Source organism: Nocardioides sp. (assembly GCF_047606145.1).
In the GTDB taxonomy this organism is placed as follows: domain Bacteria; phylum Actinomycetota; class Actinomycetes; order Propionibacteriales; family Nocardioidaceae; genus Nocardioides.
The window spans coordinates 1-23,782 of sequence record NZ_JASGET010000090.1; the positions used below are offsets into that span (position 1 = coordinate 1).

At 69.7% G+C, this 23,782-nt stretch carries 26 protein-coding genes and 2 tRNA genes; 7 read left to right on the top strand and 21 right to left on the bottom strand.

Annotated elements, in window-relative coordinates; translation table 11 throughout:
* Positions 1 to 70: 70 nt before the first annotated feature.
* The 13 genes from QM638_RS11075 to QM638_RS11135 form a co-directional block, all read right to left on the bottom strand.
* Positions 71 to 168, bottom strand: a tRNA-Phe gene (locus QM638_RS11075).
* A gap of 153 nt (positions 169 to 321) precedes the next feature.
* Positions 322 to 681: a DUF86 domain-containing protein gene (locus QM638_RS11080; RefSeq protein ID WP_415142031.1), complete on the bottom strand. Its 360-nt coding sequence runs from the start codon at positions 679 to 681 to the stop codon at positions 322 to 324.
* Positions 681 to 1,154, bottom strand: coding sequence for a nucleotidyltransferase domain-containing protein (locus tag QM638_RS11085; protein ID WP_415142032.1), 474 nt, complete (start codon positions 1,152 to 1,154; stop codon positions 681 to 683). The genes QM638_RS11080 and QM638_RS11085 overlap by 1 nt, the downstream gene beginning before the upstream one ends.
* A 100-nt stretch (positions 1,155 to 1,254) precedes the next feature.
* The gene (locus QM638_RS11090; protein WP_415142033.1) at positions 1,255 to 2,043 is read right to left on the bottom strand and encodes a hypothetical protein; all 789 of its coding nucleotides are present in this window, start codon (positions 2,041 to 2,043) and stop codon (positions 1,255 to 1,257) included.
* On the bottom strand, positions 2,016 to 2,549 hold the full coding sequence (locus QM638_RS11095) for a hypothetical protein (protein ID WP_415142034.1): 534 nt from the start codon (positions 2,547 to 2,549) through the stop codon (positions 2,016 to 2,018). Before QM638_RS11095 ends, QM638_RS11090 begins: the two co-directional genes overlap by 28 nt.
* On the bottom strand, positions 2,546 to 3,148 hold the full coding sequence (locus QM638_RS11100) for a hypothetical protein (RefSeq protein ID WP_415142035.1): 603 nt from the start codon (positions 3,146 to 3,148) through the stop codon (positions 2,546 to 2,548). Before QM638_RS11100 ends, QM638_RS11095 begins: the two co-directional genes overlap by 4 nt.
* A 1,863-nt stretch (positions 3,149 to 5,011) precedes the next feature.
* Positions 5,012 to 5,962: a hypothetical protein gene (locus QM638_RS11105; protein ID WP_415142036.1), complete on the bottom strand. Its 951-nt coding sequence runs from the start codon at positions 5,960 to 5,962 to the stop codon at positions 5,012 to 5,014.
* A 424-nt stretch (positions 5,963 to 6,386) separates the two neighbouring features.
* A tRNA-Met gene (locus QM638_RS11110) sits at positions 6,387 to 6,460 on the bottom strand.
* 62 nt (positions 6,461 to 6,522) lie between these two features.
* On the bottom strand, positions 6,523 to 9,423 hold the full coding sequence (locus QM638_RS11115) for a UPF0182 family protein (RefSeq protein ID WP_415142037.1): 2,901 nt from the start codon (positions 9,421 to 9,423) through the stop codon (positions 6,523 to 6,525).
* A gap of 6 nt (positions 9,424 to 9,429) precedes the next feature.
* Positions 9,430 to 10,035, bottom strand: a complete 606-nt coding sequence (locus QM638_RS11120) for a PPA1309 family protein (protein WP_415142038.1) — start codon at positions 10,033 to 10,035, stop codon at positions 9,430 to 9,432.
* Positions 10,017 to 11,066 (bottom strand): PDZ domain-containing protein, encoded by a 1,050-nt coding sequence (locus QM638_RS11125; RefSeq protein ID WP_415142039.1) that lies wholly within the window; start codon positions 11,064 to 11,066, stop codon positions 10,017 to 10,019. Before QM638_RS11125 ends, QM638_RS11120 begins: the two co-directional genes overlap by 19 nt.
* Positions 11,067 to 11,161: 95 nt before the next feature.
* Positions 11,162 to 11,437 (bottom strand): hypothetical protein, encoded by a 276-nt coding sequence (locus QM638_RS11130; RefSeq protein ID WP_415142040.1) that lies wholly within the window; start codon positions 11,435 to 11,437, stop codon positions 11,162 to 11,164.
* Between the two features lie 34 nt (positions 11,438 to 11,471).
* On the bottom strand, positions 11,472 to 11,897 hold the full coding sequence (locus QM638_RS11135; protein WP_415142041.1) for a molybdenum cofactor biosynthesis protein MoaE: 426 nt from the start codon (positions 11,895 to 11,897) through the stop codon (positions 11,472 to 11,474).
* An 81-nt stretch (positions 11,898 to 11,978) separates the two neighbouring features.
* Here QM638_RS11135 and QM638_RS11140 point away from each other — a divergent pair, with 81 nt between their 5' ends.
* Together QM638_RS11140 and QM638_RS11145 are read left to right on the top strand one after the other, a co-directional pair.
* A complete protein-coding gene (locus QM638_RS11140) occupies positions 11,979 to 13,292 on the top strand; it encodes a zinc-dependent metalloprotease (RefSeq protein WP_415142042.1) in 1,314 nt (437 codons plus the stop codon).
* A 107-nt stretch (positions 13,293 to 13,399) separates the two neighbouring features.
* Positions 13,400 to 13,954, top strand: a complete 555-nt coding sequence (locus tag QM638_RS11145) for an NUDIX hydrolase (protein ID WP_415142043.1) — start codon at positions 13,400 to 13,402, stop codon at positions 13,952 to 13,954.
* Here QM638_RS11145 and QM638_RS11150 read toward each other — a convergent pair.
* Together QM638_RS11150 and QM638_RS11155 are read right to left on the bottom strand one after the other, a co-directional pair.
* Positions 13,885 to 14,445 carry a M48 family metallopeptidase gene (locus QM638_RS11150; RefSeq protein WP_415142044.1) on the bottom strand — a complete coding sequence of 187 codons (561 nt, stop codon included), beginning with the start codon at positions 14,443 to 14,445 and terminating at the stop codon, positions 13,885 to 13,887. The two genes, QM638_RS11145 and QM638_RS11150, sit on opposite strands and share 70 nt — an antisense overlap.
* Before the next feature lie 9 nt (positions 14,446 to 14,454).
* Positions 14,455 to 15,531 (bottom strand): PHP domain-containing protein, encoded by a 1,077-nt coding sequence (locus tag QM638_RS11155; protein ID WP_415142045.1) that lies wholly within the window; start codon positions 15,529 to 15,531, stop codon positions 14,455 to 14,457.
* Positions 15,532 to 16,081: 550 nt separating this feature from the next.
* Here QM638_RS11155 and QM638_RS11160 point away from each other — a divergent pair.
* Together QM638_RS11160 and QM638_RS11165 are read left to right on the top strand one after the other, a co-directional pair.
* Entirely contained in the window at positions 16,082 to 16,240 is a 159-nt protein-coding gene (locus QM638_RS11160) for a DUF5679 domain-containing protein (RefSeq protein ID WP_017934894.1), read from the top strand.
* A gap of 246 nt (positions 16,241 to 16,486) precedes the next feature.
* Complete coding sequence (locus tag QM638_RS11165) at positions 16,487 to 17,242, top strand: hypothetical protein (RefSeq protein ID WP_415142046.1); 756 nt, start codon at positions 16,487 to 16,489, stop codon at positions 17,240 to 17,242.
* Between the two features lie 22 nt (positions 17,243 to 17,264).
* Here the strand turns inward: QM638_RS11165 and QM638_RS11170 are convergent, their stop codons facing one another.
* The 5 genes from QM638_RS11170 to QM638_RS11190 all read right to left on the bottom strand — a co-directional run bounded on the left by QM638_RS11170 (position 17,265) and on the right by QM638_RS11190 (position 20,673).
* A complete protein-coding gene (locus QM638_RS11170; RefSeq protein WP_415142047.1) occupies positions 17,265 to 17,426 on the bottom strand; it encodes a hypothetical protein in 162 nt (53 codons plus the stop codon).
* A gap of 139 nt (positions 17,427 to 17,565) precedes the next feature.
* The gene (locus QM638_RS11175; protein ID WP_415142048.1) at positions 17,566 to 17,748 is read right to left on the bottom strand and encodes a hypothetical protein; all 183 of its coding nucleotides are present in this window, start codon (positions 17,746 to 17,748) and stop codon (positions 17,566 to 17,568) included.
* A 41-nt stretch (positions 17,749 to 17,789) separates the two neighbouring features.
* Complete coding sequence (locus tag QM638_RS11180; protein WP_415142049.1) at positions 17,790 to 18,089, bottom strand: WhiB family transcriptional regulator; 300 nt, start codon at positions 18,087 to 18,089, stop codon at positions 17,790 to 17,792.
* 104 nt (positions 18,090 to 18,193) lie between these two features.
* Positions 18,194 to 18,421: a hypothetical protein gene (locus QM638_RS11185; RefSeq protein ID WP_415142050.1), complete on the bottom strand. Its 228-nt coding sequence runs from the start codon at positions 18,419 to 18,421 to the stop codon at positions 18,194 to 18,196.
* 197 nt (positions 18,422 to 18,618) lie between these two features.
* Entirely contained in the window at positions 18,619 to 20,673 is a 2,055-nt protein-coding gene (locus QM638_RS11190; protein ID WP_415142051.1) for a UvrD-helicase domain-containing protein, read from the bottom strand.
* Positions 20,674 to 20,813: 140 nt separating this feature from the next.
* On the opposite strand from QM638_RS11190, the gene QM638_RS11195 reads away from it, so the two are divergent.
* From QM638_RS11195 to QM638_RS11205, 3 genes are all read left to right on the top strand, one after another.
* Positions 20,814 to 21,245 carry a GNAT family N-acetyltransferase gene (locus QM638_RS11195; protein ID WP_415142052.1) on the top strand — a complete coding sequence of 144 codons (432 nt, stop codon included), beginning with the start codon at positions 20,814 to 20,816 and terminating at the stop codon, positions 21,243 to 21,245.
* 65 nt (positions 21,246 to 21,310) lie between these two features.
* Positions 21,311 to 22,390 (top strand): NAD(P)-binding domain-containing protein, encoded by a 1,080-nt coding sequence (locus tag QM638_RS11200; protein WP_415142053.1) that lies wholly within the window; start codon positions 21,311 to 21,313, stop codon positions 22,388 to 22,390.
* Between the two features lie 128 nt (positions 22,391 to 22,518).
* Complete coding sequence (locus tag QM638_RS11205) at positions 22,519 to 22,776, top strand: mycoredoxin (protein ID WP_415142054.1); 258 nt, start codon at positions 22,519 to 22,521, stop codon at positions 22,774 to 22,776.
* A gap of 50 nt (positions 22,777 to 22,826) precedes the next feature.
* Here the strand turns inward: QM638_RS11205 and nudC are convergent, their stop codons facing one another.
* Positions 22,827 to 23,750, bottom strand: a complete 924-nt coding sequence (gene nudC, locus QM638_RS11210) for an NAD(+) diphosphatase (RefSeq protein ID WP_415142055.1) — start codon at positions 23,748 to 23,750, stop codon at positions 22,827 to 22,829.
* Positions 23,751 to 23,782 lie beyond the last annotated feature (32 nt).

Consider the following 23,782-nt stretch of genomic DNA (forward strand, 5'->3'; position numbering starts at 1 on the left):
CCCTCCTACACCGGCGGCCCCACCCCACGGTGGGGGGGGCGCCCCTCCGGGATGTCCTGCGACATCACATTGGCAGCGGGGCAGGACTTGAACCTGCGACCTCTGGCAGAGTGACGTCGGCCTTCAGCCGACCGCCTGTGGTTGCCACTGCTTGCCAGCACTACCGCCTGACCTGCACAAACACCACGTGCACGACTTCACCGTTTGACGGCCACTGACTCCGGTTGCCGCCAAATCCGCCCACTTTCCGCCCACCTCCAAGTTCCCGGTCCCACGCGGTGCCGCGACACGGCTCAATTCCGGCTCGGGGCATTCTGGACCTCAGCCGGCGTCGTCGAGCACACCTTCTGCTTCGCCGAAGAGGCCCTCCAGCGAGACCTCCCACTCAGGCAGATCTCTCGAGAGTGTCAGCCAGGTCAGCTCGCGGTTGATCTCGTCGTACTGGTGGATGATGAAGTTGCGGTTCGCGACGGCGAGCGCCCAATCGATACCGTCCGGCGCAAGGACGTTCAGCCGGGACAACCGGTTGGCCGCTTCACCCAGCTTCATCATGAGTGAGTCCCCAGCCTCTTGGAGGAGGTCGTCGGCGAGGTAAGCCTCCTTGCTACGTCGCACGATCTCGTCGACGCGCGACATCCAACCCTGGATGTGGAGGAGCTCCTTAGCTGCCTTGAGTTCCATCAGAGCAACACCGCGTCACGGCGGATGTCGTCGTCCAGCCTTTCCTTCAGGCCGCCGTAGTCGATCAGGTCGATCTGCCGACCGAGCACCCGCTCGAGCAGCTGCTTGAACCGCAGGAACTCGAACGAGGACGTCCCCTCCGGCGCCTCGACGAGAAAGTCGATGTCGGAGTCACCCGTCGCCTCACCGCGCGCAACCGATCCGAAGACCGCAAGCCTCCCGTACCCAGCGTCCTTGGCAAGTCGTCGAAGAACAGGCCCAGCAGCTTCGACAAGAGCGCCGGGATGGACATCCGACAGATCCGATGCTGTCTTCAGCTGCTGACTCACCGCCGCCTGACTGATGCCCAGAGCAGTCGCGATCTCCCGCTGGCTCATCCCAGTCGCCACCGCCGCTCTCAGCGCGAACATGCGACGAAGCCGTGCTACATCCTCGTCATGCCGCGCAGCGCGGTACTCGACCAAGAGGTCCATAAGGGTACCTTATCACGCCGTGAACGCTATGGCTTTGGTCCGAAGGACCCACTCAACCGGGATCACACCGCCCAGAAAGCAGCGAGGTACTTCAGTCGTCCTAGTTCGACAACTCGTGCACGACTTTTTCGGCGGCGGCGATACCGGGCGGCAGCAGGCGAATCGTTCGGTCTGTTTCGTCGTATTCCCACATGCGCTTCTTGTGCCCGGGGCGCAGGACGTCACGGCGATAGACCGCGACGGACTTGTGCTCGATCCAGCGAAGGAGGTCGGCCTCGATGATCTCGCCGGTCTCAGAGAGCAGCAGTAGGAGCGTGTTCTTGTGCCAGGACAGACCCGGCACCAGCACGCGCTTCTTGTCTCCCGAGGCCCAGACCAACGCCACCTGTCGCTCGATCAACGCTTCGACGAGTTCAGTCGCCTCCGCTGTGCTCAGGGTGTGGAGCACGCGAACTAGCTCAGCGACGAGCCACTTGCTCATGTACAGGACCGCCGTCGCGTCCATCTCGTTCGGGTCAACGTCACCGCCTGCGTGACCGACGCCTCGGTTGCTTCGAATCTCGTAGAGGGCGACGATCATGCGCGGGATCTGGATCTTCACCGACCTGGGCTGTCCCGTCGCCTTCTCCATGTCCTTGCAGGCGTCCAAGATGTTGCGGGGCTTATTCGACCTCGCGGGATAGGTGCCGTCAGCCAGCCCTCGGATGACGGTGTAGACCGCTTCGCAGAGTTTCCCGCCGTTGAGTTCCGCTGGCTCCCATCGTCGCTGCTCGAAGTTGTTGACGATCTCGTTAAAGGCTGCCAGGACGTCGTCGCGCAGCGTCGCGGGGATCGCCTTGAAGGCATCGGCAGGAGCAAGCCTCACGACTTCAGCCGCGCTTCCACCCACTTGATGCCCTCGTGGCTCAGCTTGTAGGTCTTCTTGGCCTGGCGGGAAGTACCCGACTTCTTCAGCTGGAGGATCAGCGCTGGCTTCTGGTCGATGTTCCACTGCATAGCGTGTGCCATCCGACCGACCGCATGGCCGAGGTCTTTCAGCTCCTTATTGAGACCTGAGGAGAAGAAGACCGTCTTTTCCTGGTATCTGTATGCCCAGTACGCGGCGACGAGTACACGCTCGTGATCAGTCTGCGGACCGACAGCCTCGTACAGCTCCGCGAAGTGTTCGAACTCCTGAGTCCCACCGTCGCGATCGTCGTCGTCGGCCTCCTCGTCAGACGCCGGGTCCTCTCGAGCGTCGTCCCTCTTCGGAGTCTTAGTGCCATTGACGCCCTTGAGAGTGATGCCGAACCGCTGCGCGGCCCACCACACCACTCGTTCCCGAGTGGCCTCATCGAGGTCGACCAGCGCGTCCTTCACTGCCGTCATAGCGTCAAGTTCCGCGTCGCCGCTCATGGCGTCTCCCCGACGAGCCGGTCGACCAGGCCTGCGAACGCCTGGATGCCGCTGGCCTTGGCACGAATCCGTCTGGTCTGGCCCGATCCGGTGATTACGAACCCGTCCAACTTCGACAGCTGGGCGGTGAAGTTCGCGGGGTCGTAGCACTTCAGACGCACGACCTCGCCCCGCACCACCTCGAGGGACGTGTCGTTCTCGCCGAGCCCGAACCCTCGAACGATCGTCAAGACCTGAGCGATGGCCCGCGCCTTCTCGGCGTTGTTCTTACCGAGTTTCATCCCCGGGATGGTGATCCGTGGACCGTCGTCGTCCATGTGGACCAGCCGCTCGATCTTGTCGCGCTGGACGCCGGTCTGCGCAGCGACCTGGTCGTACATGTAGTCCTCGGAGACCTGCGGTGTCGGGTCTGCCACCTCGCCGCTGGAGGTGGACCGCGTCTCCCGCCCGGTGCGCGGCGTCGGCGCGGCAGCACCGGACGGCGGTGGAACCAGTACTCGCATCGCCTCGCGGAAGGCCACCTCGTGCAGGTGGTCGGGGATAGCCGCAGCCGTCACGGCCTCGTAGGCCTTGCGGAGCGTCTCGCTCAGTTGGTCCATGCCTGGGGTCTCTCCTTCACTGGGCCACCAGCAAAGCATGACACATGCTGTATGTGCAAGAAACCCGTTCCTCGGCGTTTCCATTCATGAACCGCCCAGCAGCCACCGCCCTCCGGCAGGACGTACTAAGACCCAGGTCAACCGGCATATAGGTCTACTAGGAGCACGGGGCCCGAACACATCTCATGCGTAGTGGAACAAGCACATGCACGTTGCTTTCAGGATAATCCACAACTGGTATCGGTGATCTGGCTTTTGACCTGCGCTTATGGACACATGTTCGAGTTCTGAATGGTCATGTACTTAACATGCATGTAGGAGCACTGCCTTCCGTGAAGCGCCTAGCAGCCACCACCCTGCGGCAGGCCTCACTCGCAACGCAGCGACGCCCGCCGCTCGTGAGGCGACGGGCGTTGCTTGGGCGCGGCGAATCAGAACGGGCACGGGATGCTCTCCACGGCCTCTTTCAGGTCCCAATACATCGCCACTCTGTCTCGAAGCTGGCCACTCTGTGACTACTAAGACAGGAGCGGTCGAAGCCGGCTTCGACGAAACGGCTTCTTGGCGGCATCCAGCTGGCCCGGCTCGCCTCGTACTCCACGACCGCCTGGACCTCCGCGGCCTACCACTCAACGACCTCGAATCGATCGCTCGCCGCCACGCCGTGCTAAGCCTGCGCGTACGCGGCGTCGCGTCGCACACCGGGAGTTGAACGCAACATTCCGCCGCGTCACGGCAAGTCCCACGAACGAGGATCTACGCGATCGAACCCGGCGGGAGGATCTGTCCAGATCAGACGCGCTGATGCACCCCGTTGCTTCGAGCTCAGCCGATCCCGGACGCCCGCAAGACCGCTTTGGTCCCCTCCGCAGTGGCCGAGGCAAGACCGTCCGACCCGAGTCGGTTTCCAAGGCGCTTGAGCCGGCCGCGCGCCGCTCCACCTCCTGGCCATCGCCCTGCTCGACGGCTATCTCGAGTTCGCGTATCCCATGCAGGAAGTCATCACGATCGTCGGCATCGTCCAGTGTGCCAACGGCCTCTCGCATGGCCTCAAGGCTCACGGCCAACGACGCGACGTTGATTCCTTGATTCTGCGTCTGGTTTACGGACGCGCCTTGCGCGATCTGGCCGCTCACCGGCCCGTGAAAAGTCTGAGTGTTGACTGTCGGCGCCGCCGTGGCACGCCTAGCGAGGTACGCGGCGACTCGACCGTTGTATTGCTCGACGCAGTCTTTCCCCAGACGAGTGACTTGGACGTTCTGGGGCTCGCCACTTGCCAGACGCTGACCAAAGAGTTCGAGCAACCCAGCCTCGATGAGGTATTCAGTAGCCTCTCGTACCTGAGCTCCGGTGAATGGTTCTCCCCAGAAGTTGAACGCAGGCTCCGACTCCAGGAATCGGCTTGGCCGATTCATGGGGGAGTTCGGGATTGTCCACTGCATGCTCGTACGTCCACAGGAGCATGCCCTGTCGGGCGGCCGTGATGCGCTCCCCGCGTCGCTCTCGGTGTTCGTAGACCGTGGCGATACGGCGCAGTCCGCTTGAGCTAATGAGGACCGGGTCGTAAGTGTGTTCGGCGTCTGCCCAGCGGGGATCGGAACGCATCAGACGCTCGGCTTCCGCGACCTCGATGAGGCGTCGCACGTCCTGGCTTCCGCTGGGCGCAACGAAGTCGTCGATGTGATCAGGGTTCGAGTTGGACGGCCACTCCGCGAGGTACTCACACAGGGCGAGGACGTCTACGGCCGTCGCGTCTAGCCGCCACTGAGGTCGGATCACTTAGACGAGGTTAGCGCTGGCACCGATCAGTTCAGGGAGCCCGGTCATACAATCCTTGCCCCCTCGGCGACCGGCAATGCGGTCCTAGCCGAGGCCAAGCACGCCGAGCAACTGCTGCACACCCTCCCCCGTAGCCGCTGCGATCACAGCGTTGCTCGCAGTAGTCCCGACGCGCGCGCCAAGCCGCCGAAGCCGTCCCGCGCTAGACGTAATCTCCTCTGCATCTCCGCTCAAGACTGCGGCTTCCAGTTGCTGGATCCCGTGCTCCACGTCTTCGCGGTCCTGCGGGTCCTGGACTGTCGAGAGGGCGTCGCGCATAGCCGCGAAGATCGCGGATAGCGCCTCCGCGTCGATGCCCTGATTCTGCGTCTGATTTACGGCTTCTCCCTGCCCGGCCTGGCCGGTGAAGGGCCCGTTGAAGTTCTGGTTGTAGGTCACGGATCTGCCACCGTTCTTGTTGGGGTTGAGGAAGTCACGCACGCTCGCGTCGGAGTACTCGACGCACTGGATGCCGTCCGCGGCGAGCACGGGTTGCATGAAGGTGCCTCCTGGGTAGTCCCACCCCGCGACAAGGCCTGTCTCACGGAGAAACCTCGCAGCGTTGTTCACCTCGTCCACAGTGAACGGCGTGTCGAAGAACCGCCAATCGTCCCGAGTCGCCATGAGCTCGGCGGAGCCCGCGCCGCGTCCCTCGTGCGTGAGCCACAAGACCAACGCATCGCGGGAGGCCTGAGCCCGCGCCTGTGGGTTGTTGCGCAAGCTACGCACTCGGTCGACCTCGAGGTGGCCCTTCCCTGTCACCCTCGGCCAGGGTTCACGCATTCGCGCCCGGAACCCCGGACGGCAGCCATCCGTGGCTCGCGGCTGGACTGTCTCGACCCAGCCGTTTGCCTGTGCAGCTGCCCAAGCCTGCGCCGGGTCCTTCTCGTACTGGTCCACGAAGTTTTCGTCCCGACCGTCGTTGATGACCAACCACTCGGTGAACTGAAACCCGGCGAGTCGTGCCCCTCGCAAGTCCCAGTCACAGCCAGTCATGCCTCCGAGCGTAATGACCGACTGCGCAACACGTGACTGCTGCGGCTTACTCCGAGACGTCCTCGAGGTCACGTCCGGGACCCGACGCGCATCCGGATCACCCGAGATCAGTGCTTCATGCCGCCGCCTACATGGCACCGATCCGCTGCTACCGCCGAACAGGCAGCACCCGTGGGCGAGTCCCCTGGAGGATGGCGCACTCCAACCGCCCTGGCCCGGACGCACGCTGGCTGAACGCGACCGGCTCTCCAGAGATGTCAGCGGCGCTCGACAAGGCTTTACGTCTCGTTACGGTTCGCCGAACCGTAACGATGGGTCGCGCCGCAGATGAAGACGGGGCATTTCCGCCCACCTACGGCTTCTGGTTCGAAATCCAAAAGGCCCTCTGGTCAGCGTTTCCGCTGATCAGAGGGCCTTTCCTTTGTAGCGGGGGCAGGATTTGAACCTGCGACCTCTGGGTTATGAGCCCAGCGAGCTACCGAACTGCTCCACCCCGCGTCGGTGAAGACAACGTTACGACACGGTGCGGCCCGAGCCAAATCGACGGGCCGCCGATGGGCTCACTGACCCGTGAGCAGGGTGGAGGCGCGGGCGACGAGCGCCTCCGCCCGGTCGAGCAGGTCCTCGCTCCTGGCGGAGTGGCCGCTCTTCCGGGCCGTCTCGGCCTTGCCGAAGAGCCTGGTCGCTCGATCCAGCAACCGGCCGGCACGCTCGCTGGTCGAGGTGCCGTTCGTGTCGCCCGAGCCGCTCCCCGAGCCGCTCCCCGAACCGCTCTGGCTCCCGGTGCCGACCAACGCGTCCGCCAGCGCCGCCGGCAAGGTCGACCCGTAGCCCTGTCGCCCGTCGTAGGAGACGAGTACGAACGCCAGCCGGGAGTAGCCACCCTGGCTCGTCCCCGACGGCGTGGCGTAGACGGGCTCGACGTACAGCAGTCCGCGTCCCGTCGGCACCGTGACCAACTGGCCGTAGACCGCGGTCCCCGAGTCTCGGCTGAAGGCGTCGATGGCGTCGGTGATCTCGTCGTCGGTCTTGAACCGCGAGCTGATCGTGCCCGGCCCGGCGGCGCTCTGCCCCAAGCCGGTGAGCAGAGTGATCTTGCCGTAGTCGGGTGATCTGGCATTGGAGTTCACGCTCATGATCGCGGCCAGGTTCTGCTGCGAGGCCTGCACGTAGGTCGACGTCAGCGACCAGTTGTCGGCGTCGGCCGAGATCTTGGCCGAGCGGTCCAGGAACAACCGGTACGGCGACTGCAGGCGATTCTGGTCGTTCGGGTCCTCGGGGACCGACCACGTGTCGGTCCCGTTGAGGAAGTCGGTCGTGTCGGTGACGTGGTAGCTCGCCAACTGGTAGCGCTGCACCTTGTACATGTCCTCGGGATAGCGCAGGTGGCTCATCAGCTGGGCCGGGATCTCCGACTTGGGCAGCACGGTCCCCGGGAAGACGTCCTCCCAGGTCTGCAGGATCGGGTCGGAGTCATCCCAGGCGTAGAGCGTGACGGTGCCGTCGTAGGCGTCCACCGTCGCCTTCACGGCGTTGCGCAGGTAGTTGATCTGGTCCGAGGGCAGGGTCTGTCCGGACGTGGTCCGGGTGGCGTCGTCGGTCATCGCCGAGAACGACTCCTGGTCCGACTGCGGATACCGGTCGGTGGTGGTGTAGCCGTCGACCACCCACAGGATCCGGCCCTTGACCACCACCGGGTAGGCGTCGTCATCGAGCGTCAGCCAGGGCGCGACCTTCGCCACCCGCTCCTGCGGGGTGCGGTGATAGAGGACCTCGGAGTCGTCGTTGACCTGCCCGGAGAGCAGGAAGTTGGCCGAGCCGAACTCGATGCCGTACATCAGCCGGCGGAACGTCGACCCGATCGACACCCCACCCTTGCCGGAGTACGTCGTGGTGCCGACGGTGTCGTCGTCGGTGTCGAGGTCGAGCTCGACCGACTTCGACCCGGCCGGCCGCCCCACCACCGAGTAGTCGGGGCTGTCCTCACCGAAGTAGATCTGGTCCTGCAGCTTCGCCCCGCCGAGCCGCTTGACCCACTGGGTGCTCGACGTCGCCTTGGTGTCGGCCGCGTTGCGCTGGTTGCCGTAGGCCGCCACCACACCGTTGGAGTGGGTGTAGACGGTGTGCAGGTTGCTCCAGGTGCGATCGCTGTCGCTGATGCTCGACCGGTCGATCTCCCGCGCGCCGATCACCACCGCCCGCTTGGCCCCGCCGAGCTGGTAGTAGTCGGTGTCGAGGGTCGAGCCGACCGTCTGGTAGGAGTGGCCCTGGTCGTCGTGTTGGAACTCCTTGGCCGCCAGCGAGGAGTCGACGATCGGGAGGCTGCTGGTCGCCTCGTCCAGTTCGTCGGCGGCGGCCCGTCCACTCGTCGAGCCGCTCTGGGAGCCGTTCTTCGCCGTGCTGGCGCCGGCGGCGTACGTCGAGACCGTGACGTTGTCGTCCCCGATGTCGTACGCCGACCTGGTGGCGGCGATGTTCGCCGCCTGGTAGCTGCGCTCCTTCTCGGCCACCGACGGCTTGACCGAGAAGCCCTGCACCAGCGCCGGCCAGATCAGCCCGATCAGGATCGCGGCCACGACGTAGAGCGCGATCGCCACCGTCGGCAGCCGCCATCCTCGGCGCCAGACGTTGACCACGAACAGCGCCGCGCAGATCACCGCGATGGCGAGCAGGATGCTCTTCGCCGGCAGCACCGCGTGCTCGTCGGTGTAGGACATGCCGTCGAGGACGGATCCGCTGCTGGTCACCAGGTCGTAGCGGTCCAGCCAGTAGTCGATCGCCTTGACCAGCAGCACCAGCGCGAGCAGCACCGAGACCTGGACCCGCGCCGGCCGGCTGAACCGCTCGCTGACGTGACCGAGCCGGATCCCGCCGTACAGGTAGTGGACCACCGCCGAGGCGAGCAGTCCGAGGATCAGGGCGGTCAGGGTGAAGTTGACCAGGTAGTGCCACCACGGCAGGTCGAAGACGTAGAACCCGACGTCCTTGCCGAAGTAGGAGTCCGTGGTCCCGAACGAGCGTCCGTGCCGCCACAGCTCGTAGGTCCGCCACTCACCGGCCCCGGAGACGCCGGCGAAGATGCCGGCGATGCCGCTGACGCCGCACAGCAGCCAGAGCCGGATCGGTGCCACCGCGTCCCGGTAGCGCTCCAGGCCGGCACGATCCTCGGACGCGTGGTCGAACGGCCGACTGTGGTAGGCCAGCAGGATCGGGACGCCGACCGCGAGCACCATCAGCACCGCGAAGACCCCGAACAGCACCGCCCGGGTCCAGAACATGGTGCCGAACACGGTGCTGTACCCGACCGAGGAGTACCACAGCCCGTCGGTGTAGAGCGAGGCGAAAGCGGTGACGCCGAAGAACAGCACGATCAGCCCGACCGCGATGCCGAGCAGCCAGCGCGCCCGGTTGGAGACGCGTGCCGGCGGCGCGTCGGCGGGATCGTCGAAGAGCTCGCTCACCGGCGCCTACTCCGTCTCGACCGGATCCAGGGTCGCAGCCAGCAGCTGGGTCAGCTGCGGGACCAGGTCGGTGCCGACCACCACCGACTGGTCGTCGTCGTGGGCCCGCAGCCGCAGCGCACAGTACGACGCCCCGGCGCGGGTGACGCCGGCCACGATCCGCACCTCCTGCCGGCTCGGGTGGCTGCGGGCGAACTCCTCCGCCGCCCGCGGGTCCTCCGGGATGGCGGCGTCCGCGTCCGGCGGCAGCACCAGCCGCTCGACCACCGCCGCGCAGCCGGCCACCCCCTCCGGCCAGGCGATGCTCGGCAACACCTCCTCGAGCACCTCCCGGGAGCCGAGCTGGTCCTGCTCGACCGGGGTCAGCGACCCGTGCGCGGAGTCGGCGTTGAGCCCCATCATCGCGGCCAGCGCGGGCTCGGCACGGACCAGCTGGGCGGTCTCCACCAGGGCGTAGAGCCGAGCCGGCCGGTCCCAGCCCTCCCCGGCCACATGCGACTCGACCTCGAGCACGGCGGCCGCCAGGGCGGGGTCGGTGTCCAGATCGGCGTCGAGGTCGGCGCGCAGGTCGGGCTGCGAGAACGGGTCGTCGTTCACGAGTTGCTCCCGCACGACGGCAGCGTGGCGTCGTGATCCTTGGTCCAGGTCGTGATGGCGCTCAGCGCGTCGTCGAGGGTGCTCACCTTGACCAGGCGCATGCTGCCGTGGTCGGCACCGGAGACGTCCTGGCAGTTCGCCGCCGGCACCAGGAAGAGCTTGGCACCGTCGTGCATCGCGCCGGGGATCTTCTGCTGGATGCCGCCGATCGCGCCGACGGTGCCGTCGGCGTCCATGGTGCCGGTGCCGGCCACGTGCTGGCCGTCGGTGAGCGATCCCGGGGTGAGGGTGTCGTAGATCGACAGCGCCATCATCAGCCCGGCGCTGGGGCCGCCGATCGCGGAGTTGATGTTGATGGAGACCTTGAACGGGAAGGTGTAGGACTCCCCCAGGCTGACGCCGAGGTAGGCGTGGCCGTCGTTCGTGCCCGCCGTGACCTCGACCGTCCGGATGGTGCCGTCTCGCTTGATCCGCAGCCTGATCGTGTCGCCCGGATCGGCGCGCCGCACCGCCTTGACCGCGGCGTCCGCGGTGGCGACGGCGGTGCCGTCGACCCGCTTGATGACGTCACCGGTCTTGAGCACGCCGGCCGCCGGGCTGCCCTTCTCCACCGCGGCGACCGAGACGACGGTGCCGACGTGGTAGTCGAGCTCGGTCAGCGCGGCGGCGATGGCGGAGTCCTGCGCGGTGGCCATCTGCACCGCGCCCTCCTCCTCGTCGCTCTGCACGGTCCCGCCGCTGGGATAGGCGACCGCATGCGGATAGATCGCGTCGTCCCGGCCGATCCAGGCGGCCATCAGCTCCCACAACCCCAGGTGCGCCTCACGGGTGGTCTCCGAGACGGTCGTCATCCGCAGCTCGCCGCTGTCACGATAGATCTTGTGCCCCTTGACCGTCACGATCGGGCTGCCGTCGTAGGTGCCCAGGATGTTGACCGTCGGCCCGGGGCTGTAGATCGTGAACGGCAGTGGCACGAACCAGGCCACCGCGATCAGCGCGATCACCAGTGGCAGCGCGATCAGGCCTGCCAGGGTGCGCTGCGTCATGGGGCCAACCCTCTCATTGGTTCCTAAGAGATCGCACGGAGAGGGGTCGCCGCCGCCGGCCGCGTCCGGCCCGTCCGGTCGATGCGGGGGACAGCTCAGGAGGCCCGGCGCTCATCCTCGTCGCGCGGCCGGGCCGCCGGCCGGCGCGTCGCGGTGGAACGGACGGCGATCCCGCTCGACCTGTCCGCCGGCGCCGCCGGCGCGTGGTAGCCCGGCGCCCGCCTGGGCTCGCGGGAGAGCGCCTCGCCGAGCCGGCGCACCAGCACGTCGCGGTCCACCTCGCCGCGGCCCGAGCGACCGATCCAGCCGACCCAGCACATCGCCAGCACGGTCACCACGACCGGCGGCACGAGCCAGAGCAGGATCTCCACCCGGCCAGCCTAGGGTCCCGGTCCACCCCGAGGGCTACGGCGCGCCGACCCATTCGTCGGTCCCGTCGGTGAACAGCTGGTGCTTCCAGATCGGCACCTCGGCCTTGAGGGTGTCGATCAGGTCGCGGGTGGCGGCGAAGGTGTCGCCCCGGTGGCCGGCCGCGGTGGCCACCACCACGGCGATGTCGCCCACCGCCAGTTCGCCGGTGCGATGCACCGCGGCCAACGCCGGGACCCGGTGGTCGGCCGCCACCTTCTCGCAGATCTCACGCAGCCGGTCGGCCGCGCTGGGATGGGCGTGGTAGGCCAGCCCGCGCACCCCCCGGCCGCCGTCCTCGTCACGCACCCGGCCGACGAAGACCGCCACCCCGCCGGCGGCGTCGTCCTCGACCGCGGCCAGCACCTCGACCACGTCCAGTGGCGTCTCGCGGATCTCCGCGAGCCTGACGACCCGCACCATGAGAGCGACCCTACGCGGCGGCCCCTCTCCCGCCCCGACGGTGGGCTGCGGGCATTGGCCGCGACACGTAGATTTGGAGCCATGAACGACAGCACTTCAGGGCCCGAGGAGCCCGACGAGCCGCAGAACCCGTTCAAGGGCACGCCGTTCGAGGCGTTCTTCTCCGGCGGCGCGGGCGGGCAGGGCATGCCGGACCTGGGTCAGCTGTTCGGACAGCTGCAGTCGATGATGGCGCCCTACGACGGCCCGCTGAACTGGGACCTCGCTCTCGATCTGGCGCGCAAGGTCGCCGCCCAGACCCCGGACCCGACGCCGTCGCAGCGCCAGAAGGACGCGGTCGCCGACGCCCTCGGCCTGGCCGACCACTGGCTGGACGAGGCCACCTCGTTCCCGTCCGGCGTCCGCACCGCCACGGCCTGGAGCAAGGCCGAGTGGCTCACCGAGACGCTGGCGGTCTGGAAGGGCCTGGTCGAGCCGGTGGTCACCTCCTCCACCAACGCGATGAGCGGTCAGCTGCCCGAGGAGATGAAGGCGATGGCCGGGCCGATGCTGGGCATGCTCGGCAAGGTCACCGGTGCGATGTACGCCAACCAGGCCGGCTCCGGGCTCGGCGCGCTGGCCGGCGAGGTGCTCGCCGTCTCCGACATCGGCGTGCCGCTGGCCGAGCCGGGCCGCGCCGCGCTGCTGCCGGTCAACATCACCGCCTTCGCCGACGGCCTCAGCGTCGGCGAGGACGACGTACTGCTCTACCTGGCGCTGCGCGAGGCCGCCCACCAGCGGCTCTTCGCCGGCGTCGGCTGGCTGCGCGACTACGTGATCGGCGCGGTCCGGGAGTACGCCGGCGGCGTCGAGCTCAACCTGGCGGCGATCCAGAGCAGGGTCGAGGAGCAGATGCGCGGGCTCGATCTGAGCAACCTGCAGAACCCCGAGGAGCTGCAGGCGCTCTTCAACGACCAGCTCTTCGAGGTCCCCGACTCCCCGCAGCAGAAGGCCGCGTTGAGCAAGCTCGAGGTGGTGCTGGCGCTGGTCGAGGGCTGGGTCGACGAGGTGGTCGCGATGGCCACCGAGAGCCGGATGCCGGCCGCGACCAAGCTGCAGGAGGCGGTACGGCGCCGCCGGGCCGCCGGTGGCCCGGCGGAGCAGACCTTCGCCACCCTGGTCGGGCTCGAGCTGCGTCCCCGCCGGCTGCGCGACGCGGCCGCGCTGTGGGGCTCGCTCCGCGCTCGCCAGGGCATCGAGGCGCGCGACGGCGTCTGGATGTCGCCGGCACTGCTGCCGACCGCCGCGGACCTGGACGACCCGCTGGGCTTCCGCGAGGGGGCCGAGCGCCCGGAGGCGCTCTCCGAGGCGGACTTCGACGCGGAGCTGCGCAAGCTGCTCGACGGCGACGAGTGAGCCTGCCCGGAGCGGACCCGTCAGGGCCGGCGGGGCCGGCGGGGCCGACCGGGCCGACGGAACCGACCGGGCCGACCGGGGACGCACTCGACGTTCTCGCCCGCTGGGTGCCGCCCACCCTCGACCAGGCCCGGCTGCGTGAGCGCTACCTGGCGCACCTGCGCGCCCACCCGGACGGGGTGTACCGCTCCTGTGTGCCCGACCACCTGACGGCCTCGTGCCTGGTGCTCAGCCCGGAGGCCGACCGGGTGCTGTTGACCCTGCACGCCAAGGCGCGGCGCTGGTTCCAGTTCGGCGGCCACCTCGAGGCCGATGACGGCTCGCTGGCCGGCGCCGCCGGGCGGGAGGCACGAGAGGAGTCCGGGATCGCCGGGCTGCGGCTCGGCCCCCGGCCGGTGCAGCTCGCCGAGCACGCGGTGCCGTTCTGCGGCGGCACCGGCCGGGTGCACCATCTCGACGTCCGCTTCGCCGCGGTGGCCCCCGCCGGGGCCCGTCCCGCGGTCAGCGAGGAGTCCCTGGACGTGCGCTGGTGGCCGGTGGACGCCCTGCCCGATCCGGAGCCGGATCTGGTCGAGCTGGTCGAGCTGGCGCGTCAGTCGATCTCGGCCGGCGTACCCGCCGACGGGTCGGTCGACTCGTCGGTCGGCGGCGCCTCCACCTGAGCGGCGGCCGACCAGCCGAGCAGGTAGCCCTTGGCCCGTTCGGCCTTGGGGTACCGGTCCACCCAGCCCCAGAAGGCGGTGTTGTGGTGGACCTCCAGCAGGTGGGCGAGCTCGTGCACCAGCACGTAGTCGAGCACCCAGCCGGGCATCGCCTGGACCCGGTCGCTGACCCGGATCGCCCGCTCGCCCGGCGTACACGACCCCCACCGGGAGTTCTGGTTGTCCACCCAGCGGACCGACTCGGGCACCGCGAGACCGCCGAAGTAGGAGTCGGAGAGCGTCATCGCCCGCTTGAACAGCTCCTCGTCGCTCGGGTAGCGGCGTCGTTCGGCCCGCTGGATCCGCTTGACCATCCGGTCGACCCAGCTGGCCTCCTCGGTGCGCGACATGGCGTCGGGGATGAGCACCACGATCCGCTCGCCGTCGCGATAGGCCGAGACCGTACGGCGCCGCCGACTGCTACGGCGCACCTCGACCTCGGGAGTCTCCATTCCTCGAAACTACCTGTTCGTCCGGGAGGGTCGGGCGGCCCCGTCCATGCGACCGGCCCAGTCCAGCAGCCGCTCTCGCGGCCAGGTGTTGACGATCCGCTCGGGCTCGATGCCGGCGGCCTCGGCACGCTCACAGCCCAGCACCAAGAAGTCCAGCTGTCCCGGCGCGTGGGCGTCGGAGTCGATGGCGAACAGGCAGCCCAGGTCCCGAGCGAGCTCGAGCAACCGGGTCGGCGGGTCCCGTCGCTCGGGCCGGGAGTTGATCTCGACCGCGACCTGGTGATCGGCACACGCCTCGAAGACCGCACGGGCATCGAAGCGCGAGCCCGGCCGGGTGCCACGCTCGCCGGTGACCAGCCGGCCGGTGCAGTGGCCCAGGACGTTCATCGGAGTCTGGGTGACGGCGGCGAGCATCCGCTCGGTCATCTGCGCGGGCTCCATGGCCAGCTTGGAGTGGACGCTGGCGACCCGCAGGTCGAGCCGGTCGAGCAACTCGGGGGTCTGGTCGAGCGTGCCGTCGTCGAGGATGTCGGCCTCGATGCCCGTCAGCAGCGTGAACGCGCCGCCGAGATGCTCGTTGACCGCCTCGACGACGCCGAGCTGCCTGCTCAGCCTCTCCGGGGAGAGCCCCCGAGCGACCCGCAGCCGCGGACTGTGGTCGGTCAGCACCAGGTATTCGTGACCGAGCTCGATGGCGGTGAAGGCCATCTCCTCGATCGGGGAGCCGCCATCGGACCAGTCCGAGTGGGAGTGCAGATCGCCGCGCAGCTGCTCGCGCAGCCGCCGGCCGGCGCCGTCCGCGGTGAGCGGGCCGCCCAGCCGCCGCTCGGTCTCGGCCAGCCGGGTGGGCATCTGTCCGGACGCCGCCTCGGCGATGACGCTCGCCGTGCTCGCGCCCACGCCGGCGAGCTCGGTCAGCGTGCCGGCCTCGGCCCGCTGCCGGATCTCGGCCTCGCTCAGCTCCAAGACGGCGGCCGCCGCGGTGCGGAAGGCCTTCACCTTGTAGCTGTCCTCCCGGCCGCGCTCGAGCAGGAACGCGATCCGGCGCAGCGCGGCCACCGGCGACGGCACCTGTGCTGTGGTCACGCTCCGCCCTCCTCCTCGGCCGATCTCGTCACCGGAGATTTCCATCCACAACCGGTGGACGAGCATCTCCGCAGGTCACCACGGCGTACGGCGTCCCCGGCCTCCACCTTTTCACAGCCGGCTCCCCCATCGCCCGGCGTGTCGTCCACCGCCGCCCGGACGCTATCCCCAAGAGAGTCGGAGTTCTGCACAACGCTATCCACAAGCTGGGGAGAGCACGGTTGACCCTCGCTCGCGCCGCTGACTAGGTTCGTGGTCAGAAGAGGCCCCCGGCGCCGCCGGAGCTGCGACCGCTTGGGGAAGGTGGCCGCAACGTCCAGGCACCGGGGGCCTCTCCTCGCCCCAGCCGGGAAGCTCCCGAGGACGTCGGGACGGCACCCGGGCCGACCCGCCCCGGACACGCGGGGACACGCGGGGTCAGACATGTTGCGCGGAATCCGCGATCGTGCCGTATGGTCGACTCGCCCGACCGGGTTTCCGGTCGGGTTCCGGCGGGAGAGCATCCGGTCCCCGTCGCGACGACCATCACAGACCAGACAAGGAGGCCGTCATGGCGGAGAGCTGGAGCGGCGAGTTCTACTGCGTGAAGTGCAAGGAGAAGCGCGAGGCCACCGGTGAGATCAAGGTGAACGACAAGGGCACCAAGATGGCCAAGGCCGTCTGCCCGGTCTGCGGCACCAACCTCAACCGCATCCTCGGCAAGGCCTGACCCTCCCGGTCGACCACGCCTGCGCACCGAGCCCTGGGCTCGGCGACGAAACCGACGGCGGCGCCCCGGTCCACGGACCGGTCGGCGCCGCCGTCGGCGTCTGCGGCCCGGCCGGTCCGTCGCTGGTCCGTCGCTGGTCCATCGCTGGCCCGCCGCCGATCCCGCCTACCTCGGTCGCCCGCCCACCGCCGGCCTCGCTGTGGATAACCGGTCTCGCCCCGGCCGGTTCTGTGTGAGGCTGCCGTCATGGAGGCCCGCGGACCGTATCGGCTGCGGCCCGGCTATGTCGTCGTACGGCGCGACAACGGCCACCTCCAGGTGGGCATCGACCCGCCTCGACGCGTGATCCTGCGCGACAACGCCGAGGTGCGACGGCTCCTCTACGACCTGGTCGGCAGCGCGGCGGCGCCGTCCACCGGGACCGCGCGAGCCGCGCTGGCCCGGCTTCATGCGGCCGATCTGGTGATCGACTCCGCCGATCCGCCGCCCCCCGCACCGGCGGTCCAGGTGCGCGGTCCGACCGAGATCAGCGAGTTCTTCTCGACCCTGCTCGGTCCGGCGACCGCCACCGATCCACAACTCGTGGTCCTGCTCGCCGCCGGTGCGCTGGCCCGCGAACGGGCCGACGACGTGATGCGCGCGGGCACCGCCCATCTGATCGTCCAGGGCGGAGCCGACCGATGGCAGATCGGCCCGCTGGTGGTCCCCGGCGTCACCGCCTGCGTGCGATGCGTCGACGCCGCGCTGGGTGAGGACGATCCGCGGCGCGCGCTGGTGGTCGAGCAGGCCGCTCGGGCCGGCGCTCCCCCGGCCGACCCGCTGCTCCAGTCGCTCGCGCTGGCCTGGGCGGCCCGCGACGTACTGGCCTATCTGGCCGGCCAGGAGGTCGCCTCGCTGTCCGGGACCGTCACCGTGACCCGGACCCGGAACGCCGAGGTCCGCCGGTGGCTGCGGCACCCGCACTGCGGCTGTGCCTGGGACCTGGTCGCGCTGGCCGAGTGAGACGCGCCGCGGAGCCTGGTGGCTACCACCACTCCGAGTCGAGCTTGGACTCCATCGCCCGCAGGTTGTCCCGCGAGCAGACCTCGCAGAAGTCCTTCGGCCTGCCGTGCTCGACGGCACTGGTCCACAGCAACAGACGCGCCTGGTCCTGCTCGGTCCGGCCGCAGAGCGCACATGTCCTCATGCCCCGACGGTACGCCGCCACCACGACCGATGGGCCCGCCCGAGAATCTCGGACGGGCCCATCGCCACGCACCCGCGATCGGTCTCACGGACGACGCCTGCTCAGCCCGTCGTGACACGACGGACCGGCGATCCGATCCTCACAGGATGCGGGCCAGGGCCAGGCGCGCCTGCAGGGTCGCCTTCTCCGCCTTGCGGCTGAGTCGGCGAGCGCGGACCAACTGGTGGGCCCGCTGCAACTGTTGCGCCTCTCCCAGGCGCACGGACATTTGTGCGCGCGCCAGATCTTCGTTCATCAAACTCATCTCATTGCTCCCGGTCATGTTCGTACTCATCTGGTCGTGCTTCCGTGTCGGTGCGGCCCTCAGGCTGCGGTCTCGTTCTTGCGGGGACGGCCACGTGGGCGCTTCCGGGGGATCACTGCCCCTTGCAGGAAGAGCTGGCCACCCCAGACTCCCCAGGGCTCACGGCGGGACAGTGCTCCGTCGAGGCAGAGCGCCTGGACCGGACACTCCTGGCAGAGTGCCTTGGCGAACTCGACGTCAGCGGGTGACTCGGCGAACCACAGCTCCGGGTTGTTGGCCCGGCACGGCAGCAGGTCCTCGTCCACCCGGTCTGCTTGCTCGTGCAGCAGCCCGAGAGTCGGTTCGAGAACGCTGGTCATTACGACACCTCCTTTCCTTGACCTGATCGCGGTGGGTGAGAAACAGAAAGGCCGCGGATCCCGGTTCGGGTTCCGCGGCCTGGAGGCTGCCGATCGTCGTGATCTCACGTCGTCGGTGGTCTCCAAGCCGAAGCACCCGCAGTCCGCTCGGTGCGGCCCTTGTCACGGCCCTCGGCGTCGAACGGGGACACGTATCCCTGGGTGTTCGCGACGAAGGACCGCGGCGCGGCGAGGGCCGGGGCGGCCCAGGTCGCAGCGCCAGACACGAGGGCGTGGCCACACGTGGGCATGGCAAAGCCGCTCGGCATCGAGATCTGGATCGTGTTGCTCATCGTGGGCCACCTCCTTCGGTGAGTCGGGCGCCGGAACCGGATGTCCTCTCGGTGACATCTGCGCAGCGCGGGTCTGGGGTTGTGAGAGCACGGTATCTTGCGGTCGCCGGGCCCGGCAAACGAATTAACGGCGAATGCCGAGAATTCTTTTCCACGAGGCTCCCCGAGCCCTCGGCCGGTGCCCTCGGCCGGTGCTCTCAGCCCGCCTCGGCGACCAGCGAGAGCACCTCGTCACCGTAGCTGTCCAGCTTGCTCCGGCCGACTCCGCTGACCGCCAGGAGCTCGGCCGCCGAGCCGGGCTTGCGCTCGGCGATCGCCTCCAGGGTCGCGTCGGTGAAGATCACGAAGGCAGGCTTGCTGATCGCCTCCGCGGTCGCCTTGCGCCACGCCTTCAGCCGGGCGTAGAGCTCCTCGTCGTACGCCGCCGGGCAATCCTCGTGGCGACCGCGGATCTTCTCCTCGCGCGAGGTCAGCGGTCCGCCGCAGGTCTGACACATCCGGCCGCGGCTCCGCGTCGCGCGCGGCTGCGGCGCCGGTCGGTCCGGGAGCAGCGGGGCCAGGAAGCGGGACGGCCTGCGACTCCCCCGGCCGCCCGGCTGCCGGGCCAGTGCCCAGGAGAGATAGAGCTCGAGCCGGGCTCGGGTGACGCCGACGTAGAGCAGGCGTCGTTCCTCCTCCAGCGCCACCGGGGAGTCCAGCGAGTAGGAGAACGGCAGCGTGCCGTCCTGCAGCCCGGCGAGGAAGACGGTGTCCCACTCCAGGCCCTTCGCGGCGTGGAAGGTCGCCAGGGTGACGCCGTCGGCGACCGGCGCGTGCTGCTCGGCGGCCCGGCGGTCCAGTTCGTCGATGAAGGCGCCCAGATCGCCACCACCGGCCGCGAAGTCGCGGGCCTGGTCGATCAGCGCCTGCCAGGACTCCCAGCGGTCTCGACTCTGACCGCGCCCGGCCGGCGGCTGGGAGGTCCAGCCCATCCCGGCCAGGGTGGCGTGAACCGCCTCGACCAGCTCGTCTCCGCTCACCCCACCACCCTCGGAGCGGGCCGAGCCACGCAGCCTGGTGACCGCCTCGCGCACCTCGGGGCGATCGAAGAACCGGGCGGCGCCGCGGACGACGTACGGGATCCGGCGGGCGGCCAGCGCCTCCTCGAAGGTCTCCGACTGCGCGTTGATCCGGAAGAGCACGGCGATCTCGGCGTAGCCGCGGCCGGCATCGTGCAGCCGGGCGATCTCGGCCGCCACCGCCTCCGCCTCGGCGACCTCGTCGGACCGCTCGGTGAAGCCGACCGGCGCGCCGGCCTCACGCTGGGCACGCAGCTCCACCCCCTGGCTGAGGGTGCCGGCGAGCAGTGCGTTCGCCGCCGCGACGACCTGCGGGGTGGAGCGGTAGTTGCGCACCAGCTCGACCGAGGTGGTGCCGGGGAACCTGCGGCCGAAGGACCGCAGGTAGTCGGCGTCGGCACCGGCGAAGGAGTAGATGGTCTGCGCGGGATCGCCGACGACGCAGATCTCGTTGCGGCCACCGAGCCAGAGGTCGAGCAGCGCCGACTGCAGCGGCGAGACGTCCTGGAACTCGTCGACCACGAACCACTTGTACTGCCGGCGCACCTGGGCCGCCACCCGCTCGTCCTCGCTGAGCATGCCGGCGGTGAGCAGCAGGACGTCCTCCATGTCCATCCTCCCCTGCCCGCGCTTGGTCTCCTCGTAGGCGGCGAAGACGTGCCCGACGGTGACCGGGTCCAGGCCGGTGACCTCCCGCGCCCGAGCACCAGCGGCACGGGCGTAGTCGTCGGGGTGGACGTTGCTGACCTTCGCCCACTCGACCTCGGAGGCGAGGTCGCGCAGGGTGGCCTGGTCGGCCGAGATCCGTTGTCGGCGCACCGCCTGGGCCAGCAGTGGGATCTTCGACTCGATCAGGGTGGGGAGCTCGCTCCCGTAGACCCGCGGCCAGAAGAAGCGGAGCTGACGCAGCGCCGCACTGTGGAAGGTGCGGGCCTGCACCGAGCCGGCGCCCATGGCGCGCAGCCGCTGCCGCATCTCCCCCGCGGCACGGGTGGTGAAGGTGACCGCGAGGACCTCGGTGGGCACGTAGACCCCGGTGGCCACGCCGTACGCGATCCGGTGGGTGATCGCGCGGGTCTTGCCGGTGCCGGCGCCGGCCAACACCCGTACCGGTCCGCGCAGCGCCTCGGCGACCCGCCGCTGCTCGGGGTCGAGCGCGCCGAGCAGCGACTCGGGGGTGAGCTCGGGCGGCATCGACGCGGCGCTCCTTCTCGGGATGTGGCGGCCTCTCGAACGGTGTCCACCCTAGAGGCCGGCGGGGACAGTACGGCGACCGCCCGGACCGGACGACCGCGCCGGGCGAGCCCGGTGGGAGGCCTGCCACCATGGCGCTCATGTCCCGCAATCGCGCGCCCTCGCTGCGCACCGCCCGGCCTGCCGACGTACCGGCGCTGATCGCGCTGTGGGAGGTGGCCGCCGAGAACGACTCCCGCCCCACCGACCGCCCGGAGATGGTCGAGCGGCTGCTGACCCGTGACGCCGACGCGTGCCTGGTCGCCGAGGACGAGGGCGCCATCGTCGGCTCGGTGATCGCCGGCTGGGACGGGTGGCGGGCCCACCTGTACCGGCTCGCCGTCCACCCCGACGCTCGCCGGCGCGGGATCGGCTCACTGCTGCTCGCCGCCGCAGAGGAGCGGCTGCGCGCGCTCGGCGCGAGCCGGATCGACGCGATGGTGCTCGAGGACAACCGACTCGGCCAGACGATCTGGCGGTCCGCCGGCTATGCGCCACAACCCGACTGGCGCCGCTGGGTGCGACCGGTCTGACCGGCGTTGGGCCCGGCGGCCGGCGACCCGGGCATGAACCCGCGCCGGTAGGCGTTCCGGTTCACGTGGAGATCCTCGACTCGCTGGTGATCGGCGCCGGACAGGCGGGACTCTCGGCGTCGTATCACCTCAGCCGACGCGGGATCGACCACGTCGTGCTGGACGCGAACCGCGCACCGGGCGGCGCGTGGCGACACCGCTGGGACTCCCTCACCATGGCGGACGTGCACGGCGTGGCCTCCCTGCCCGACGCCGAGCCGCCGAGCGGGTCGGGGCGGGCGAACGAGGTGGTGCCGGCGTACTTCGCCGCCTACGAACGGTCCAAGGATCTGCCCGTGGTTCGTCCCGTGCGGGTCGACCGGGTGGAATCGGTCGACGGCCTGCTGGTCACACACGCCGGGGAGCGCACCTGGACGTCGCGGACCCTGGTCAACGCCACCGGCACCTGGACGCAGCCGCACCTGCCCTCCTACCCCGGCATCGCCGACTTCGCGGGCGAGCAGTGGCACACCCAGGACTACCCCGGCGCCGACCACTTCCGCGGACGACGGACGCTGGTCGTCGGTGGCGGCGCCTCCGCGGTACAACTGCTGGGCGAGATCGCGCTGGTCACCGACGTGCTGTGGGCGACCCGCAGACCTCCGGTCTGGCGCACCGACGAGTTCACCCCCGAGGCCGGGCACGACGCGGTGGCGCTGGTCGAGGAGCGGGTACGCCGGGGTCTGCCGCCCGCCTCCGTCGTCTCGGTCACCGGACTGATGCTGCGGCCCCAGGAGGAGGCGGCCCGGCGACTGGGCGTCTACGACCGGCGCCTGCCGATGTTCACGCGGATCGAGCCGAACGGCGTGCGCTGGGCCGACGGACGCTTCGAGCGGGTCGACGCGATCGTGTGGGCGACCGGCTTTCGGCCCGCGATCACGCATCTGGCGCCGCTGCACCTGCGCGGACCCGCGGGCGGTGTCCAGCTGGACCGGCACGGCACCACCGCGGTGGCCGACCCTCGGGTGCAGCTGACGGGCTACGGCCCCTCGGCCTCCACCATCGGCGCCAACCGTGCCGGCCGCGCCGCCGCTCGCGGCGTGGCCACCTGGCTGGCCGCCCATCCGTCCGAGGTGCTCGGCGCCCCGGCCGACGAGGCCGGCTGAGGACATCCTGGCCCGCAGCGCGAACCGTGGATCACCGCTCGGGCCACGCCGTACCCGGGGTCGGCTCAGAAAACCTGCCGACCCGCAGCGGATGCCGCCCTCTCGCTGAGCGCACGTACGCTGGCGTCATGACCGACGCTGCCTCCTTCACGATGTACACCACCCCGTGGTGCGGATACTGCAAGCGGCTCAAGAGCCAGCTCGACCGCGAGGGCATCGGCTACCAGATCGTCGACATCGAGCAGGTGCCGGAGGCGGTCGAGATCGTGGAGAAGGTCAACGGCGGGAACCAGACCGTCCCGACCCTGGTCTACGCCGACGGCAGCGCCCAGACCAATCCGTCGTTGATGGCGGTGAAGGAGAAGCTCGCCGAGCTGGCGGGCTGACTCGGCCCGGACCCGATAGCCCGGACCCGATAGCCCGGACCCGATCTGGCTCACCAGCTGCCGGGCAGCTCCCCGCCGTACCAGGACTCGATCAGCGCCCGGCTGATCGAGACGCCACTGGGCAGCATCACCTCGCCGGCGGCCGCCTGGTCGTGCAACTCCGCCCTGGTGAACCAGCGCGCCTCGACCACCTCGACCTCGTCGACGGCGATGTGGGCGTCGACCGCGCGGCCGGTGAAGCCGAGCATCAGGCTGGCCGGCAGCGGCCACGGTTGGTTGCCGAAGTAGCTGACCTCGCCCACGACGACGCTGGTCTCCTCGGCCACCTCCCGGCGTACGGCGTCCTCGAGGGTCTCCCCCGGCTCGCAGAACCCGGCCAGCGTGGAGAAGCGCGGGCCGGGCCAGCGCGCGTCGTGGCCCAGCAGGCAGCGCTCCCGTTCGCTGCCCGGCTCGCCGTCCGTGATCAGCATGATCACCGCGGGGTCCGAGCGCGGGAAGCTCGGGTGACCGTTGCCGCAGACCAGCTCGTGACCGCCGGCCCGGGCGGCGAGCGGCTCGCCGCAGCGTGGACAGAACCGGGTCGCCCGGTGCCATTCGGCGATGCCAATGGCGTGGAAGAGCAGCGAGGCGTCGGCGTTGTCGTGGAGCAGGGCCGGGAAGAGCCCGCGCAGATCGACCCAGCCCTCGCCGGCCCGCTCACGACCGGTGAGGACGGCGAAGGCCGCCGCGCCGTCGCGCTCGCCGAGGAAGACCCGGGTCCCCGCCGGGGCCCGGTCCGCCGAGCGCCAGACCACGCCCGGGCGATCGTGCGCAGGCTCGACCCGGTTGCCGGCGACCACGAGCACCCGGGTCGCCGGCTCCGCCCAGCGAGCGTCGAGCCACTCCTGGTCGGTGCGGTGCAGGCTCGCTCGGTGGTGCGGTGCGCTGGCGAGCCGCTGATGGACCGGCTGCCGGGAGGCGGATTGCTGCGACACACTCCGAGGTTAGGCGATGGTCACGACCGTCC